Source organism: Paraburkholderia sp. UCT2 (assembly GCF_014397665.1).
GTDB classification, from domain to species: domain Bacteria; phylum Pseudomonadota; class Gammaproteobacteria; order Burkholderiales; family Burkholderiaceae; genus Paraburkholderia; species Paraburkholderia tuberum.
Genome location: NZ_VZQO01000041.1, coordinates 18,981 through 36,245 on the forward strand (window position 1 = coordinate 18,981; position 17,265 = coordinate 36,245).

The 17,265-nt window shown below is 63.9% G+C and carries 12 protein-coding genes; 9 read left to right on the forward strand and 3 right to left on the reverse strand.

Features of this window, described 5'->3' with window-relative positions; genetic code table 11:
• Window positions 1-10: 10 nt before the first annotated feature.
• The 6 genes from astB (at window position 11) to F6X39_RS27305 (ending at window position 7,518) form a co-directional block, all read left to right on the forward strand.
• Window positions 11-1,351, forward strand: a complete 1,341-nt coding sequence (astB, locus tag F6X39_RS27280; protein WP_187618891.1) for an N-succinylarginine dihydrolase — start codon at window positions 11-13, stop codon at window positions 1,349-1,351.
• Entirely contained in the window at window positions 1,335-2,393 is a 1,059-nt protein-coding gene (gene astE, locus F6X39_RS27285) for a succinylglutamate desuccinylase (protein ID WP_187618865.1), read from the forward strand. The genes astB and astE overlap by 17 nt, the downstream gene beginning before the upstream one ends.
• Window positions 2,394-2,539: 146 nt before the next feature.
• Window positions 2,540-3,334, forward strand: a complete 795-nt coding sequence (locus F6X39_RS27290; protein ID WP_187618866.1) for an ABC transporter substrate-binding protein — start codon at window positions 2,540-2,542, stop codon at window positions 3,332-3,334.
• A 781-nt stretch (window positions 3,335-4,115) separates the two neighbouring features.
• On the forward strand, window positions 4,116-5,303 hold the full coding sequence (locus tag F6X39_RS27295) for an AAA family ATPase (RefSeq protein ID WP_187618867.1): 1,188 nt from the start codon (window positions 4,116-4,118) through the stop codon (window positions 5,301-5,303).
• A 35-nt stretch (window positions 5,304-5,338) separates the two neighbouring features.
• Window positions 5,339-5,887, forward strand: a complete 549-nt coding sequence (locus tag F6X39_RS27300; protein ID WP_222945334.1) for a DUF4276 family protein — start codon at window positions 5,339-5,341, stop codon at window positions 5,885-5,887.
• Window positions 5,888-6,141: 254 nt separating this feature from the next.
• Entirely contained in the window at window positions 6,142-7,518 is a 1,377-nt protein-coding gene (locus F6X39_RS27305; RefSeq protein ID WP_187618869.1) for an EAL and HDOD domain-containing protein, read from the forward strand.
• Between the two features lie 100 nt (window positions 7,519-7,618).
• Here the strand turns inward: F6X39_RS27305 and F6X39_RS27310 are convergent, their stop codons facing one another.
• Entirely contained in the window at window positions 7,619-9,076 is a 1,458-nt protein-coding gene (locus tag F6X39_RS27310) for an HDOD domain-containing protein (RefSeq protein ID WP_184032941.1), read from the reverse strand.
• Between the two features lie 95 nt (window positions 9,077-9,171).
• On the reverse strand, window positions 9,172-10,986 hold the full coding sequence (locus tag F6X39_RS27315; protein ID WP_187618870.1) for a putative bifunctional diguanylate cyclase/phosphodiesterase: 1,815 nt from the start codon (window positions 10,984-10,986) through the stop codon (window positions 9,172-9,174).
• A 353-nt stretch (window positions 10,987-11,339) separates the two neighbouring features.
• Here F6X39_RS27315 and F6X39_RS27320 point away from each other — a divergent pair, with 353 nt between their 5' ends.
• The 3 genes from F6X39_RS27320 (at window position 11,340) to F6X39_RS27330 (ending at window position 13,918) form a co-directional block, all read left to right on the forward strand.
• Window positions 11,340-12,641 (forward strand): EAL and HDOD domain-containing protein, encoded by a 1,302-nt coding sequence (locus F6X39_RS27320; protein ID WP_187618871.1) that lies wholly within the window; start codon window positions 11,340-11,342, stop codon window positions 12,639-12,641.
• 171 nt (window positions 12,642-12,812) lie between these two features.
• Complete coding sequence (locus F6X39_RS27325) at window positions 12,813-13,376, forward strand: peroxiredoxin (protein ID WP_184032947.1); 564 nt, start codon at window positions 12,813-12,815, stop codon at window positions 13,374-13,376.
• A gap of 77 nt (window positions 13,377-13,453) precedes the next feature.
• Entirely contained in the window at window positions 13,454-13,918 is a 465-nt protein-coding gene (locus tag F6X39_RS27330) for a hypothetical protein (protein ID WP_090804017.1), read from the forward strand.
• A 17-nt stretch (window positions 13,919-13,935) separates the two neighbouring features.
• On the opposite strand, the gene F6X39_RS27335 is transcribed toward F6X39_RS27330, so the two are convergent.
• A complete protein-coding gene (locus tag F6X39_RS27335) occupies window positions 13,936-17,262 on the reverse strand; it encodes an efflux RND transporter permease subunit (protein ID WP_187618872.1) in 3,327 nt (1,108 codons plus the stop codon).
• Window positions 17,263-17,265: the final 3 nt, after the last annotated feature.

Sequence of the window (17,265 nt, forward strand, 5' to 3'; positions counted from 1 at the left end):
ATCGACGATGCTGCAAGCCACTGAAGCCAATTTCGACGGCCTGGTCGGCCCGACTCACAACTACGCGGGCTTGTCGTTCGGCAACGTCGCGTCGCAGAACAACGAGAAGTCGGTCGCGAATCCGAAGGCCGCCGCGCGCCAGGGTCTGCGCAAGATGAAGCAGTTGGCGGACCTCGGCTTTCATCAGGGCGTGCTGCCGCCGCAGGAGCGTCCGTCAATGCGTCTGTTGCGCGAGCTCGGTTTCTCCGGCGACGATGCTTCGGTGATCGCGCGCGTCGCGAACAACGCGCCCGAACTGCTCGCGGCGGCGAGTTCGGCCTCGGCGATGTGGACCGCGAACGCGGCGACGGTGAGCCCGTCCGCGGATACGCACGACGGCCGCGTGCATTTCACGCCGGCCAATCTGTGCAGCAAGCTGCATCGCGCGATCGAACATGAGTCGACACGCCGCACGCTGCGCGCGATGTTCAGCGACACCGACCGCTTCGTCGTGCACGAGGCGCTGCCCGGCACGCCCGCGCTCGGCGACGAGGGCGCGGCGAATCACACGCGCTTTTGCGAGCAATACAAGGCGCGCGGTGTCGAATTCTTCGTGTATGGCCGCAGCGAGTATCGTCGCGGGCCGGAACCGAAGCGCTATCCGGCGCGCCAGACGTTCGAGGCGAGCCGCGCGGTCGCGCATCGTCATGGCTTGCAGGAAGCGGCGACCGTGTACGCGCAGCAGAACCCTGAAGTGATCGACGCGGGCGTGTTCCATAACGACGTGATCGCGGTCGGCAATCGCAACACGCTGTTCTGCCATCAGCTCGCGTTCGTCGAGCAGCAGGCGGTGTACGACGAGCTGCGCGCGAAGCTCGCGAGCCTGCACGCAGGGTTCAACGTAATCGAAGTGCCCGACGCCCAGGTCAGCGTCGCCGATGCGGTGACGTCGTATCTGTTCAACAGCCAACTGCTGACTCGGCCCGATGGCAAGCAGGTGCTGGTCGTGCCGCAGGAGTGCCGCGAAAATCCGCGGGTGGCCGTGTATCTGGATGAGCTGACTGCGCACAGCGGTCCGATCGACGAAGTGCTCGTGTTCGATCTGCGCGAGAGCATGAAGAACGGTGGCGGCCCCGCATGTCTGCGGCTGCGCGTCGTACTCGACGACACCGAACGCGCGGCGGTCGCGCCGGGTGTGTGGCTCGACGACACGCTGTTCGGCCGTCTCGATGCGTGGATCGAAAAGCACTACCGCGATCGTCTCGCACCCGCCGATCTCACCGATCCGAAGCTGCTGGTCGAGTCGCGCACCGCGCTCGACGAGCTGACGCAAATCCTCGCTCTGGGCTCGCTGTATGACTTCCAGCGCTGAGCACGCGATGGCGGCCCCGAGCGCGATGCTCGACGATTTTCTCGCGTGGACGCTCGCGGGGTCCCGGCCTGCCGCACATCAAGCGCAAGGCACGGGTGCGAACGGCGTGCGCTGGACGTGGCAGGGCGACGGTGTACTCGTAATCGAGCCCGCGGAGCAGCACGCGGACATCCGTAGCGTGCTCGTGTCGGCAGGCGTGCATGGCGACGAAACCGCGCCGATCGAACTGCTGTCGCGCATCGTCGCCGATATCGCGCAGGGCCGCGCCGCGCTTGCATGCCGGTTGCTGGTGATTCTCGGCAACATCGAGGCGATGCGCGACGGCGGCCGCTATCGCGACGACGATCTGAACCGGCTGTTCAGCGGCCGTCATCTGCAACTGCCGCACAGTCATGAGGCGCCGCGCGCGGCCGCGCTCGAACAGGCCGCGACGCGCTTTTTCGCCGACGCGTCAGCCGCGCCCGGCGCGCGCTGGCATATCGACATGCATACGGCGATCCGCGCGTCGGTGTTCGAGCGCTTCGCGCTGTTGCCGCATACCGGCAAGCCGTTTTCGCGCGCGATGTTCGAATGGCTCGGCGACGCGCGTATCAGCGCGGTGCTGCTGCACACGACGAAGGGCAACACCTATTCGCACTTCACGGCGCAAGCGTGTGGCGCTGCTGCGTGCACGCTCGAACTCGGCAAGGTGCGGCCGTTCGGCGAGAACGACCTGACACGCTTCGAGGGCGCGGATCTCGCAGTGCGCGCGCTGCTGGCCGGCACGCGAGCCGACGCGCAAGCCGCTCTGCCGCGTGTGTTCACCGTCGTCGATCAGTTGACCAAGCAAAGCGACGCATTCGAGCTGCTGCTCGCGCCGGACGTGCCGAACTTCACGCCGCTCATAAAGGGCAGCTTGCTGGCGCGCGACGGCGACTATCAATACACGGTGCAGCGCGACGAAGAGCGCATCGTGTTTCCGAACCCGACGGTCAAGCCCGGCCTGCGTGCCGGTCTGCTCGTCGTCGACACCACCGCTGACACACTGTCCAGGCTTGTCTAGACAGGTTCCATGTACAATCGCGGGCTTCGCGGCTGTCGCATCTACGGGTCACGCCGGCCGCGCGAGTCCGAAGCGCGGCGGGCGTAATCCGCCTGTGCGCGCAGAATCGGCTCGGTTTCAGTCCACACCGTAAAGGAACATCCGTAATGAAGAAGAATTGGCCCAACCTGGCCGCGCTCGCGCTGTTCGCGACGGCGGTGTTGACGGCAGGCACCGCGTCGGCGGCTGAGATCAAGGAAGTGCGCTTCGGCGTCGAGGCGTCGTATGCGCCGTTCGAATCGAAGTCGCCCGCTGGCGAGCTGCAGGGCTTCGACATCGACGTCGGCAATGCCGTGTGCGCGAAGCTGAAGGCCAAATGCGTGTGGGTCGAGAACTCGTTCGACGGCCTGATCCCGGCGCTCGAGGCCCGCAAGTTCAGCGCGATCAACTCGGACATGACGATCACCGACCAGCGTCGCCAGGCGATCGACTTCACCGATCCGATCTACACGATCCCGAACCAGATGATCGCGAAGAAGGGCAGCGCTCTGCAGCCGACGCCCGCATCGCTGAAGGGCAAGCACGTCGGCGTGCTGCAGGGCACGATCCAGGAAACCTATGCGAAGGCGCGCTGGGCGCCGGCCGGGGTCGACGTGGTGCCCTATCAGACGCAGGACCAGATCTACGCGGACCTCGCGTCGGGCCGTCTCGATGCGTCGTTCCAGGACGCTGAAGCGGCGTCGAAGGGCTTTCTGAAGAAGCCGCAGGGCGTGGGCTTCGAGTTCGCCGGTCCGGCCGTCAGCGACGACAAGCTGCTCGGCGCGGGTGTCGGCTACGGTGTGCGCAAGAACGACAAGGCACTAAAGGATGCGCTGAACGGCGCGTTGAAGGAGCTGAAGGCGGATGGCACGATCGACCGCCTCGCCGCCAAATACTTCGACGTCAAGGTGGTGCTGAAGTAGCGACGTCTAGAGATTTCGATGTATCAGATGCAAACGGCCGCGTTGCGGCCGTTTGCATTTTGCCGCTTACAGAACTGAAGTTTTCGCTGTCGGGGCGCAAAGGAAATTGCTGAGTCCAGTGCTAAAGGCTGGAGAGCCGATTTTGGTTTCAATCACGTTGTGGGTGTCTGCCAGGTGGCCGCTTTGAAGAACGCAGTCGTCAACTGCCTCGCTGTCAACGGTTGGCAGCGTTATGTGGCGAACCGATGCAGGGGGCTGGCCCGCGCTGCAGGTTGCTGCGTACATTAAGGTAGTCTCATCTCGATGCCGCCGTAACGCACAGTGTCCCAGCGCAAACAACACGAAACGACCGTATTGATTGAATTCGGTCAAAGAGTGCAAAGTTGCCAGAACTGTGCGCCGAGGCGATTTCATGCTGTTGATCCAGTAGCGTTCAGGTAACATGACGACAACAGAATGTTCCATTTGACGCGTTATGAACGGGATTGGCGTGCTCGATGGCGAAGTTGGGCTCGTCTTGCGCAAGAAAGCGGGACTGTTGCAAGCGCAGCTTGCCAAGCGTTGTGGCTTACGCGTCAACAGATCGACCGTTGCGAAAAAATTCGGTAGGTGGCTCCGCCGAAGGAGACAACCGCCGATCGCGGCTTGTTTTTTGCTGCTCGTGCAAATGCAATGTAAATATGGCATTTGAGGTTCAAACGTATAAGGTTGCCCTTATCCAATCGACGCTGATCCAAAAGAAAAATGGGAAAATCCAGCGCGACAACCCAGGTTGGACAAAATGCAGATCGAATCTATTGAGATAAAGAATTTTCGTTTGTTTAAAGATGCGAAGATACACAATATCCCGCGTCTATGTGTACTTGTCGGCGCGAATGGAACAGGTAAGTCTACGCTCTTTGACGTCTTCTCCTTTCTCAAAGACGCATTGTCAATGAACGTCGCGAAAGCTGTAACTAGGCGCGGCGGCTTCCGTGAGCTTGCCAGCCGTGGCGGAGAAAAGAGTCCTATTGAACTGACTCTCCAATTTCGGCTGGAGATCACAGGTCATGAGCGTCTCGTAACGTACGTCCTAAAATTTGAGCAGAACAAGACGGGCCGTACGGTTGTGACTCGCGAAATTCTGCGATACAAACGAGGCAGTTATGGCGCACCATTTCGTTTCTTGGATTTTTCAATGGGTAGGGGCTACGCAATAACTAATGAAGAGGATTTCTCGAAGCCAGATGAAGCACTGAACCGTGAAGAACAGGAGTTGGACGCTCCAGATATCCTTGCTATCAAGGGGCTCGGGCAGTTTGAGCGATTTAAAGCAGCCAGTGCGTTCCGCATGATGATCGAAAATTGGCATATCTCCGATTTTCATGTTTCTGAGGCTCGTCCGAGTCAAGAGGAAGGTTTTGCAGAGCACTTGTCGACGCGGGGCGACAACCTTCCCTTGGTCGCAAACTATCTGTACGAGAATCACCGAGATTGCTTCGATCGCGTGCTGGCAGCAATGCAACGGCGGGTGCCTGGCGTCGCTGTAGTGGAAGCAAAGCCAACTGAAGACGGTAGACTGGTGCTCCGATTCCAAGACGGCAGCTTTAAGGATCCCTTTATCGCACGTTATGTTTCAGATGGTACGATAAAGATGTTTGCTTACCTTGTTCTGCTCAACGATCCAAAGCCGTACCCCTTGCTCGCTGTGGAAGAACCTGAAAATCAGCTTTACCCTGAACTGCTTCCCGAACTCGCCGAGGAATTTCGCGACTACGCGGAGCGTGGTGGACAAGTTTTCATTTCCACTCATTCCCCAGACTTTCTCAACGCTCTATCGCTTGATGAGATATTTTGCCTTCGCAAGACTGACGGCTTTACCGCAATCTCACGCGCTGATGAATCGGAAAATCTGCGATCACTATATGCAGCGGGTGACCTGCCCGGTTATTTGTGGAAGCAAGGCCTATTTGAGGGTGTTAATCGGTGAACGGACGGATCATTTTTTTACTGGAAGAGCCTTCAATGAAGATTCTTCTAGAAGGGTTGCTTCCTCGCTTCCTCCCCGGTCTAACGGCTCCCGAACACTTTCAATGCGTTCCTCATGAAGGAAAATCTGACCTTGACAGAAGTATTTCTCGTAAGCTCAAAGCGTGGAGGGAGCCGGGCGTTCGCTTTGTGATTGTTCGTGATAACGACAATGCAAATTGCGCGGATTTGAAGCAACGGCTTGCAAAAATATGTGCTGAGGCTGGACGGGCGGACACGCTGATCCGCCTTGTCTGTCAGGAGTTGGAGAGCTGGTATCTAGGGGACGTCGAGTCACTGACAATAGTGTTCTCAGATATTGGAGTTTCGACAACTGTGTTGCGAAAGAGATTTTCTGATCCCGACGTCTGGCAAAAGCCGTCGGTTGAACTGAAGCGGATCGCACCGAGTTTTCAAAAGCTCTCGGGCGCCCGCACAATGTCGGCGGTTTTGTCAGTACATGACAATCGTTCGGATAGTTTCCGTACGTTTGCGGCTGGGGTTCAGCGCATCGCAGTGGAAATGGGCTATGTTGAAAACGGCTAGCGAGTAGCATGACGAAACTGTGCTTGAGGTAGGCACCCCTGTTGTCGGCCGGGACGTAAACGTGCAACCAAGTACGCATCAAATATTTCGAGATATTGCCTCGTAAGCCTGTTCGTGCCCAATGACGCTGCGATAAAATTGCGACGCACACTGCCGCGCGCGACGGAGCTTGCAACGTCACAGAAACGCGCCAACGTGCAGCGAAAAACAGAACATAGCGGCCAGGCGCCAGCGGCGCCGAGCGGGGGACTGGAATGACCACCATCGCAATCGAGACTCTGAGCCACAGCGGCACGACCGACGACGCGTCGCTCACCGCCAGCTACGCAAGGCAGCCCATTCTGAATCGGGACGGCATGCTGTGCGGCTATGAGATCAAGGTGCGTGCGCCCGAGCTGCCGCTCGCCGACGCGGACCTCACCGCCCCGCAAGCCAATACCGATCTCCCTCCCGAAACCGACGCGTTGCCGGGCCGCGCGCCCACGCCGGTGCAACGCGTCGCGCGCGCGATCGTGCGCGGGCTCGTGCAGGGCGACGTGCGCGGCGCGCTGACCGGCCATCCGGCCTACGTCGACGTGAGCCGCGAGCTGCTGCTCGACGACGCGATCCTGAGACTGCCCGCCGAGCGCTTCATGCTCGAGCTGCCTTCATCGCTCGAAGTCGACGACGCGTTGATCGCGCGTGTCGTGTATCTGCATGGCCGCCGCTACCGCTTCGCGCTCGACGACGTCACGCAGCCCAACGAGACTTTCGCGAAGCTGCTGCCGTACGCCGAAGTCGTCAAGATCGACGTCACGCGCACACCGCGCGCGCTGCTGCCGAAGCTCGCGAGCGTGCTGAAGTCGGCTGGCAAGCTGCTGCTCGCATCAGGTATCGATGCGCAGGCCGACTTCGAAACGGTGCACGAGCTCGGCTTCGATCGCTTCCAGGGTTATTACTTCGCGCGCGCGCAAAGCTCGGCGACCCGCCGAGTCAGCGCGCCACGCCACGCGCTGCTCAATCTGCTGCAACTGCTCGCGGGCGACCCGACGGTCGCGCAGCTCGAAGCCGAGCTGAAGCTGAACCCGGTGCTCGTCATGCATCTGATGAAGCTCGCGAATTCGAGCGGCCTCGCGGTCGGTCACAAGGTGACGACGCTGCGCGACGCGATCAACGCGACCGGCACCGACCGCATCGCGCGCTGGACGCAGCTGCTGCTCTACGCAGACGGCCGCAAGGTCGCGCTGGAGGACGATCCGCTGCTGCAACTCGCGGCCACGCGCGCGCGCTTCATGGAACTCGCGATCGAGCGCATGCCCGAGGCGGGCCGCGACGAAGCCGATGCGGCCTTCCTGACCGGTGTGTTTTCGTTCGTCGACGCGGTGTTCGGCGGCTCGCTCGAAAATACGCTGAACATCCTTACGCTGTCGCGACCGATCCAGGCCGCGATCCTGCATCGCGAGGGCAGGCTGGGTCTGCTGTTGAGCGCGGTCGAAGCGCTCGAAGGCGGCGCATGGGAGCGCGTCGCCACGCTATGCGAGCGTCTTGCTCCGTTGACCGTGGAAGAGGTGGCGCAGATGGGTCTCGCGGCCGGCGCATGGGCCGGCGTCGCGGATCGCAGCGCGGAAGGGCTCGAGCGGATCGAGGATTGAGTGGGGTAAAAGCCCCATACGGTGCCCGGATAAAATCGTTTTCGGGCAAACACGGAAAGGATCGAAGTGAAGCGGCGTGATCAACGATCACGCCAGGTCTTCACATCGTCTCCATTTCCCGCATCTGCCCCTGGCCGAAAAAACGTCCTAACTCCCGTGCCAGTTCGTTGAGCACGCTCATCTCCTTCTGCGAGATGCGGCGCGCCTCCTGCGTATGCGACCAGTCGCCGTAGAGCAGCGCGACCGTCTGATCGGTTTCGTCGACGATCGGCAGCAGCACGAACGCGCGCGCGTCGTCGAACGAGCGCCGGAACCACTCGGGCAGCCGCGCGACCATCTTCGGATCGCGCGCATTCTCGATGAAGATGCCCACCGAGTTCGCGATCGCGAGATGAAATACGTCGGGTTCGAACGCGGTGCTGAACGAGAGCCGCGGCAGCGCCGCGTCGATCTTCGGCCCGAAGCCGAGACGCGCCTTGAACGTGCCGCTGCTGTGCTTGACGTACACCACGGTGCGCGAGAAGCCGAGCGCCGCGAGCACGGTCTCGGCGGCCATCGCGAGCGTCGGTGCGAGCGGGCTGCCCTCGGGCAGGCCGCGCAGATCCTTCACACCGATCTCGATGCGCGCCTCGGGTGTAAGCGCCTCGCGCGCGATCGCATCGGCATTCGCGCGTAACTCGACGATCTCGCGCATCACGCTGTCGCCGCCATCCTCGCGTGCTAGCGCGACGCTCATCTGCAGCAGCACCTCGGGGTCGGTGTTCAGCGCGATGCTGTACTCGTGCGCAAGCTCGCCGATGCGTGCCTCGCGCTCCCCCTCGGGCATGTTCTGCTGGGTGAGCACGTCGGCGACCGCGGTCGAGTAATTGGTGATCGCGCGCAGCCACTGCACCTGGCGCGGTTGCGTCACATCCTCCGGATCGAACTCACCCATGCCCGAGCGGATCGTGTCAGGCAGGCGCCAGCGCACCGCGGCTTCGGCGCCGATTTCATCGAACGTCACGCCGAGCACGAGCACGCACGCATCGGTTTCGAGTGCGCCGCCGTCGATATGGCGGCGAATCTGGTCCCATTCGGCGTCGAGATAGAACACGACCAGCAGCTTGCCGATCTGCCGCATCAGCGTGCAGACCACCGCTTCCTCACCGGCGCGCAAGTCGCCGCGCTCGGTCAGCTTGCGCGCGACGCAGCCCGACAGCAGCGTGCGGTTCAGTTCGAGTTTCGCGTCGATGCGGCGCGGCGCGCTTTGATGAAAGTGATCGACGATCTTCAGACCGACGACCAGATGGCCGACCGCATCCATGCCGAGCACCATCAGCGCGCGCGACACGGTCGTGATGTTGCCGCCGAACGCCATGTACATCGCCGAGTTCGCGAGCCGCAGCACCTTCTGCGTGAGCGCGAAGTCCGACAGCACCACTTGCACGAGGCCGGTGAAGTCGAGGTCGTCGTTGGTCACTGCCGCCATGGTGGTGCGCAGCGATTGCGACAGCATAGGGAAATCGCCGCGCTCGCTCATTCGCGTCCAGAGCCGGTCGAGCACTGCCGCCTTTACCATGTGAGTCCCGCAAAAGCCATACGTGTTCCAGTGAATGCCATGCCGGTCGTGAGCCGGCTTGTTGCGCTGCCTGGGCGTCGTGTCTGCATCGCCCGTTACGCGCCGTGCAACTGAAGCTCGCGCGATTCGAAGCGCTGCGCGAGTTCCTCGGACGGCAGCGCCTTGCAAACGAGCCAGCCCTGAATGTGATCGCAGCCCATCTCGGTGAGCAACGCGCGTTGCGCTTCCGTTTCGACGCCCTCGGCTACCAGTTCGAGGTCGAGCGTCTGCGCAAGGCCGACGACAGCGCTAACGATTGCCTGATCGTTTCGCGAGGTTAGCAGATTCTCCACGAAACTCCGGTCGATCTTCAGCTTCGCGAGCGGAAAACGCTGCAGGTACGCGAGGCTCGAATAGCCGGTGCCGAAGTCGTCGACGGCGAAGCGGATGCCCATCGCGGTCAGCTCTTCGAGCAAGCCTTTCGCGTGCGCCGGATCGTGCATCAGCAGACTTTCGGTGATCTCGAAGACGAGGCGGCGCGCATCGATGCCGGTCAGCTCGATCGCCTCGCGCACCGAGTCCTTGAAGCGCGGATCGCGAAACTGCTGCGGCGACACGTTGACGGCCACGTACTGCAGCACAATGCCCTTCGCGTCCCACTGGATCAGTTGCATGCACGCGACCTTCAGCACCCAGTTGCCGAGAAAGTTGATGAGCCCGATCGACTCCGCGAGCGGAATGAACATCGACGGCGGCACGAGGCCATGCACCGGATGCGTCCAGCGAATCAACGCCTCGACACCGACCACGCCCCGCGTGCGGCTGCTCGTGATCGGCTGGAAGTGTAGCGAAAACTCGCCGTTGCGTACGCCGTCGTAGAGGTCGGCCTCGAGCTTGAGGCGCTCGGCGTCGGCCGGGTTGTCGTCGGGTACGTAGAACGCGAGCGTGTTGCCGCCCGCGGCCTTCGCCTGCAACAGCGCGTGGTCGGCCCAGCGCAGCAGGTGCGTGTCGTGGCCGCCGGTGTCGTTGGCGTGGCGCACGTCCGGGTACAGCGCGATGCCGATGCTGGCCGACAGGTGCACCTGCTGACCCTTGAACACGTACGGCTGCTGGATCGCGGTTAACAGACGCCGCGCCAGCGCTTCGGCGGCCGCCGCCGCGTCGGTGCGGCTCGCGGCAGGCTTCACGAGGATCGCGAACTCGTCGCTGGCGACGCGCGCGATCGTTTCGTTCGGGCTCGTCATGTTCAACAGGCGCCGCGACGTGTCGCGCAGCATCTCGTCGCCGGCGTCGTAGCCGAGTGCGCGATTCACGCGCTGATAGTCGTCGAGATCGAGCAGCAAGAGCGCGACCGGCGTGCCGTGCGCGTCGGCCTTCTGTTGCGCGTCGAGCAACGCGTGCAGCAAGCCCGACTGATTCGGCAGGCTGGTCAGCCGGTCCAGATGCAGCGCCTGGGTCAGGCGCTCTTCGGTGGCGCGCCACGACGACACGTCGAAGCCGGCGATCGCGTAGCCGTCGACGCCGTCGTGGCTGCTGCGCACGACCCGCAGCTCGACCGTGATCGGATAGGTCAGCGACTTGACGAGCCCGAGCGTCGCTTTCTCGACGTTGCCCGAGGCCGCCGCGTGCTTGAGCAGCGCGTCGAGGCGCGGCACGTCGGCGGGCGCGACCAGATCGTGCAGCGTCGCGGTTTTCAGGTATTCGCGGTGATAGCCGATGAAGCGCAGGCTCGCGTCGGACACGTAGATGAAGCGCAGCGCATCGTCGACGTGCGCGAGCAGATCGACCGCGCCGACCACCTGTTCCAGTGGGGGCGGGCGGTTCGCGCTGCTCGGCTGGTCGTCGTCCTCGCGCCGGCCGAACGCCCGCAGCCGGTCGATGACCGTGCGCAAGGAGCCCCGGCGGGGCGCGGTGATCGTGTTCGCTTCCATGTTTGTCGCTGGCAACCTGGGTTCGTCCGCGGGCGGGGCTGCTTGTCCGCCGCTCCGGGCGGCCAGGAGATAGCAGGCCGCCCCATCAGAACGAGATAACGACGCGTGCGGGGAAATCTTTAGCGGCCCGTGGAGAAAAACATCTGGTAAGGAGAAGCCCGGCGCCGTCGCCGGGACGATTCGGTTAAAGTGACGTCGCCTCGCGGCCGTTAATACGGCGAATCCCCTTTATTTGGCGACGCTGATGACGTCGCGCTGCATAGACTTTCCGAACCTTGCACTGATGATCCAATCCCGAACGCCCCGTCGTCAGGTCCGCCAGAGCCCCACGGCCCGTCCCGCGGGACGTCGAGGTGCGTGATGTCCTCGCCGGCGCGTCGGCCGGCTATCGTGAGCACGGGGAGCTGGACGCTGCCCCGCAGTACGTCTATGTCGGCCGCCAGCCGATTCTCGATCGCGATGGCGCGCTTCACGCCTACGAGCTGCTGTTCCGTGCCGGAACGTACAACTACGCCGAAATCAGCGACGACACGCAGGCCACGGCGCAGGTGGTCGCGCGCACGATCGGCGGAATCGGCGTACCCGCCGTGCTCGGCCAGCATCGCGGCTTCGTCAATATCGATCGCGCGCTGCTCTTTAGCGACATCGTCCATCTGATGCCGCCCGAGCGCTTCGTGCTCGAAATCCTCGAAACCGTGCGCTACGACGCCTCGCTCGCGCGTCGTCTCGGCGAGTTGCGCGGCGCCGGCTTCCAGGTCGCGCTCGACGACGTGCACGATCTGTCCGACGAGCTGAGCGCGATGTTGCCGTACGCCGACATCGTCAAGATCGATTTCCTGCAGACGCCGCGCCGCGCCGTCGCGCAGCTCGCGTCGACGCTGCGCGGCCACGGCAAGACGCTGCTCGCCGAGAAAGTCGAGACGCGCGAGGACTTCGCGCTTGCCCACGAGCTCGGTTTCGATCTGTTCCAGGGCTACTTCTTCGCGCGGCCGCAGGTGCTGGCCGCGCCGCGCAACCGCTCGCTGCGTCCGGGCCTGCTGCGGCTGCTCGCGCTGCTGTCGCGCGACGCCGGCATCGTCGAGCTCGAGGCGGAGCTGAAGGTCAACCCGGGCGTGGTGGTGCAACTGCTGCGGCTCGTCAATTCGAGTGCATTCGGCCTCGGGCGCAACATCGCGTCGCTGCGCGAGGCGATCATCGCGACCGGCACGCGGCAGATCGCGCGCTGGGCGCAACTGCTGCTGTACGCGGACACCGGCGAGTTGCCGTGGCGCGCCGATCCGCTCGTGCAACTGGCGGCGACGCGCTCGCGGTTCATGGAACTCGCCGCGAACTGGCTGCGTCCGGCCGACGGCGAATTCGCCGACGCCGCGTTCATGACCGGGATTTTTTCGCTCGTGCACATCGTGCTCGACAGCACGCCGGACGCGGTGCTCGAGAAACTCGGCCTCGCGCCGCAGATTCGCGACGCAATCGTCGCGCGCAAGGGCGAACTGGGCGCGCTGCTGCTGATCGCCGAGGTCGCGGGCGAGGGCGGCGACGCGGCGCCGGTCGCGACGGCGGCGGGCTTCCACGCGCTGACGCTCGACGTGCTGTCGGAGCTGAACCTGTCGGCGGCGGCGTGGTTCGGCGCGCACGTGGCGGAATTGGGCGTTTGAGGCGTCGAGCTCGCGCGCCGCACCCTTTCGATTCGCTTGTGCTCCGGGCGACGACCCACGCCGCGTGAGCATCCATGGTCCAATAGGAAGTTCAGCGAAGGCCTGTGGCGTCGGCCGAAGCTGTCTCCAATGGACCCGATCAATTGCGTGCGCTCACGCGTGGAGGAGCAGATGAAGACAAAACACATACCGGCGGTACTGGCCGCCGTCATGGCGTTCGGATTCGCAATGCATTCGCCGCTCGCCTCGGCAACCCTGAAGCCCGGCGATACGGCGCCGACGTTTACCGCCGAGGCTTCGCTCGGCGGCAAGACCTACACGTATTCGCTCGCCGACGAACTGAAGAAGGGCCCGGTCGTGCTGTACTTCTATCCGGCCGCGTTCACGAAGGGCTGCACGATCGAGGCGCACGAGTTCGCCGATGCGGTCGACCAATACAAGAAGTACGGCGCGACGGTGATCGGCGTGTCGCACGACAATATCGATACGCTGACGAAGTTTTCGGTCAGCGAATGCCGCAGCAAATTCCCGGTCGCGGCCGACGCCGACGCGAAGGTGATCAACGCATACGACGCGGCCATGCCGTTGAAGGCCGGCATGGCGAATCGCGTGTCGTACGTGATCTCGCCCGACGGCAAGATCATCTACGAGTACACGAGCCTGTCGCCCGACAAGCATGTCGAGAACACGCTGAACGCGCTCAAGGCGTGGTCGGCCGCCCATAAGGGACAGTGAGGGGCAGTGAGGAGCCGAACGCGCCGTCGCGTTTGCCCGCGCTAGCCGACTAAAACCATTTGCCGGATGAGCTTGCGATGCCGATTGTCGTTGCGTTGATTGCGCTGATCGCGCTGGGGTACGGCGCGGTGCGTGCCTTTTATGCGCTGCAGGCCGCTTTCGGGCTGGCGGTGGCGGAGGGTGTGGCTGTGCTGGTTGCGTTGCTGATCGCCGGTGCGCTCGCGTACTGGCGGCAGCGGCGCCGCGAAGTCGCGCCGAACGTGCGCGACGGCGACTGGACGCACGAATTGAAGGGCAGTTGGGGCTCGGTGCGGCTCGCGGCGGCCAAGCGGCTCTGCGAGATTCGCGTCGGCGACCAGCAGGGCGCGTATATCTTCGCCGATCTGCTCGGCGCCGAAGCACAGGGCCGCGACGCACAGGCGCGGCTCGCGCTGAAGGTCAAGGACTCACGGCACGGCGAGTGGCTCGTGCCGATGTCGAACGAGCGGGCGGCGCGCCGATGGCAGCGGATTTTCTCGCTGGCCATCGAGCAGAAGCTGTGAGCGCCACCATCACTACATCATGACGACGTCGGCGCCGCGCCACCCGCGCGGCGTGCCTTTCTCGCCTCCCAGCGCACGCGGATGCGATCCATGTACAGATAGACGACCGGCGTCGTATAGAGCGTCAGCATCTGGCTGACGATCAGCCCGCCGACGATCGAAATACCGAGCGGCGCGCGCATCTCCGCGCCTTCGCCGCTGCCGAACGCGAGCGGCAACGCGCCGAGCAGCGCGGCGAAGGTGGTCATCATGATCGGCCGGAAGCGCAGCAGACAGGCCTGGTAGATCGCGTCGCGCGACGACATTCCCTTGCGCGACGCGTCGATCGCGAAGTCCACCATCATGATCGCGTTCTTCTTCACGATGCCGATCAGCAGGATCACACCGATCAGCGCGATGATGCTGAACTCGGTCTTGAACAGCAGCAGCGCGAGCAACGCGCCGACGCCCGCGGACGGCAGCGTCGACAGGATCGTCAGCGGGTGGATGTAGCTCTCGTACAGGATGCCGAGCACGATGTACACCGCCGCGAGCGCGGCGAGGATCAGGATCGGCTGGTCGGACATCGACTGCTGGAACGCCTGCGCGGTGCCCTGGAAGCTGCCGTGAATCGTGGCGGGCATGCCGATCTCGGCCATCGTGTCGTAGATCGCCTGCGTGGCGGTGGACAGCGACACGCCCGGCGGCAGGTTGAACGAGATCGTCGAGGCGACGAACTGGCTCTGGTGATTGACCGATAGCGGCGTGGTGCCCGGCCCGAAGCTCGCGATCGCCGACAGCGGCACCATCGTCTCCTTCGCGATCGACACCGCCGAGCCCGACGACGCGCTCGACTTGCCGCTCGCCGCGATGGAGTTGATGGCCTGATTGCGCGCGGAGTCGGCTGCGATGCTGGCCGCGCTCGTCGCGGTGGTGGCGGCCGTGCCGCCGGTTGCCGCGCTCGTCGTGGTCGACGTGCTGGTCGCTCTGGACGTCACGGTGCCGGCCGGCGCGTTGGTGGTCTGCGCGCCGCTCGCGCTGCCGCCCGACGTGCTGACGAAAATCTGCTTCAGCATCTCCGGGCTCTGCCAGTATTGCGGCGCGACTTCCATCACGACGTGATACTGGTTCAGCGGGTTGTAGATCGTCGACACCTGGCGCTGGCCGAACGCGTCATACAGCGTGTTGTCGATCTGCGCGGGCTTGATGCCGAGGCGCGATGCCGTGGCGCGGTCGATCGTCACCATCGCTTCGAGACCGCCTTGCTGCTGGTCGGAGTTCACGTCCGCGAGCTCCTTGCGTGCCTGCAGCGCCTCGGTGAGTTTCGGCCCCCACTTGTACAGATCGGGCGTCGAGTCGGCGAGCAGCGTGAACTGATACTGCGCGTTCGATTGCCGGCCGCCGACACGGATGTCCTGCACCGCCTGCAGGAACGTGCGCGCGCCGGCCACGTCGCCGAGCGGCGCACGCAGTTGCTGGATCACCTGGTCGGCGGACAGCTTGCGTTCGCTCTTCGGCTTCAGCGACACGAACATGAAGCCCGAGTTGGTCTGCCGGCCGCCGGTGAAGCCGACCACGCTGTCGACCGCCGGGTTCTTGCCGACGATTTCCATCATCTGCGAGAACTTGCCCTTCATTGCCTGGAACGACGTGCTCTGGTCGGCCTGGATGCCGCCGATCAGGCGCCCCGTGTCCTGCTGCGGGAAGAAGCCCTTTGGCACGATGATATAAAGCGCGACGTTCAGCGCGATGGTCAGCAGCAGGACGAGGACGATCAGCAGCGGATGCCGCAGCGCCCAGCCGAGCGTGCGCTCGTAGCCGCGCTGCATCGACGTGAAGCCGCGTTCGAGCCAGCGGCCGAAGCGATTTTCCTCATGCTTTTCGTACGGCTCGCGCAGCAGGCGCGAGCACATCATCGGCGTGAGCGTCAGCGATACGACCAGCGACACCGCGATCGCGAGCGACAGCGTCAGCGCGAACTCGCGGAACAGCCGCCCGACGATGCCGCCCATCAGCAGGATCGGCAGGAACACGGCGACGAGCGAGATGCTGATCGACATCACCGTGAAGCCGACCTCGCGCGCGCCGAGGAACGCGGCCTTCATGCGCGGCACGCCGTCTTCGATGTGGCGCGAGATGTTTTCGAGCACGACGATCGCGTCGTCGACGACGAAGCCGGTCGCGATGGTCAACGCCATCAGCGACAGATTGTCGATCGAGAAGCCCATCAGGTACATTGCGCCGAACGTGCCGATGATCGAGATCGGCACGGCCACGCTCGGAATCAGCGTCGCGCGCCAGTTGCGCAGGAACAGGAACACGACCATCACGACGAGCGTGACCGCGATCACGAGGGTGCGTTCGGTGTCGCGCAGCGACGCGCGGATAGTAGTGGAACGGTCCGAGGTCGGTGAAATGTCGACGTCGGCGGGCAGCGACGCGTGCAGTTGCGGCAGCATCGCCTTCACGCGGTCGACGGTCTCGATGATGTTCGCGCCCGGCTGCCGGTACAGGATCACGAGCACCGAGCGCTTACCATTGAAGAGACCGAGATTGCGCAGATCTTCGACCGAATCGACGACTTCGCCCATGTCGGAGAGTTTGACCGGCGCGCCGTTGCGATAGGCAATGACGAGGTCCTTGTATTGCGACGCCTTGCTTGCCTGGTCGTTGGTGTACAGCTGTACGCGGTTCTCGCCGAACTCGATCGAGCCCTTCGGGCTGTTGGCATTGGCCGCGGCGAGCGCCGCGCGCACGTCCTCGAGGCCGATGCCGTAATGCGACAGCGCATGCGGCAGCAACTCGACGCGCACGGCCGGATTCGCCGAACCGCTGACATCCACTTCGCCAACCCCCTGCACCTGCGACAACGACTGCTGCAGCACCGTCGCGGCCGAATCGTAGAGCTGGCCCGCCGTCAGCGTGCTCGATGTCAGCGCGAGAATCAGGATCGGCGCGTCGGCCGGGTTGACCTTGTGGTAGGTCGGGTTGCTGCGCAGGCTCGCGGGCAGGTCGGCGCGCGCCGCGTTGATCGCCGCCTGCACGTCGCGCGCGGCGCCGTCGATGTTGCGGTTCAGGCCGAACTGCAGCGTGATGCGCGTCGAGCCGACCGAGCTCTGCGACGTCATCTCGGTGACGTCGGCGATCGAGCCGAGATGCCGCTCGAGCGGACTCGCGACGCTCGTCGCGACGGTCTCCGGGCTCGCGCCCGGCAGCGACGCCTGCACCGAGATGGTCGGGAAGTCGACCTGCGGCAGCGGCGCGACCGGCAGCTTCGTGAACGCGAATACCCCCGACAACGCGATGCCGATCGCCAGCAGCGTGGTGGCGACTGGTCGGGAGATAAACGGACGCGACAGGTTCATCGC